The sequence below is a fragment of the Oleiphilus sp. HI0066 genome (assembly GCF_001635725.1).
On record NZ_LWFH01001659.1, the window covers coordinates 1 to 826 of the forward strand.

General features: G+C 44.6%; 2 protein-coding genes. Both read right to left on the minus strand.

Annotation, left to right across the window (positions count from 1 at the left end; all coding sequences use genetic code 11):
• A partial coding sequence (gene purN / locus A3738_RS25800; protein ID WP_068763957.1) for a phosphoribosylglycinamide formyltransferase occupies positions 1–555 on the minus strand: 555 nt, incomplete at its 3' end.
• A 6-nt stretch (positions 556–561) separates the two neighbouring features.
• Positions 562–826: AIR synthase-related protein (locus A3738_RS25805; RefSeq protein ID WP_255376210.1), on the minus strand; the 265-nt coding region annotated here is incomplete at its 5' end.

An 826-nucleotide genomic window follows, 5' to 3' on the forward strand; every position in this document is an offset into this window, starting at 1 on the left:
GTAAATAATGTGCTCTTGTTCTTGAACTTTTTTTGCAAGCGATTCTTGAGTCTCTGTTGCAGAAACGTCAACCTTAGCTTGAATGATATTCGGCCCCGCATCTAGTTCTGGGACAACATAATGCACTGTGACGCCATGCTCAGCATCCTGATTTTCTAGCGCTCTTTTGTGCGTGTTAAGTCCAGGATAAAGAGGAAGTAGCGACGGGTGAATATTTACAAGTTTGCCCAGATATTGGTTTACAAAATCTTTGCTCAAAATGCGCATAAAGCCGGCAAGTATGACTATATCCGGCTGGTATTCGTTTATTTGGCGAATCAACTGTACGTCAAATAATTCTCGTTGAGGATATTTTTTGTGCTCAATTACATGCGTTTTGATTTCTGCATCTGCCGCGCGTTCTAGTCCCTTTACATCTGGCACGTTCGAGATAACGGCGCAGATGTCTAAAGGGAGTTCGCCAGAGCTTGATGCATCAATAATGGCTTGAAGATTTGAACCATTTCCAGATATAAGGACGACAGCTTTTGGTAGAGGTGCTGGTTCCGCTTCCATTTTTTCTTAGCCTCTTAATTCAACGGCTTCTTCGTCGTCACTTTTGTCTTCAATTAGACCAATTAACCAAGCTTGTTCGCCTAGTTCATTGAGCTTGTTGACTGCCGCGTCGGCTTGATCTTGAGGTACGCAAACCACCATACCCACACCGCAGTTGAAGGTTCGATACATTTCGGTCGCATCAACGTTACCGTTGGCTTGCAGCCACTGAAAGATTGGCGGAAGCTCCCATGAAGAGCTATTAATGACGGCTTTACAGCTGTCGGGCAAC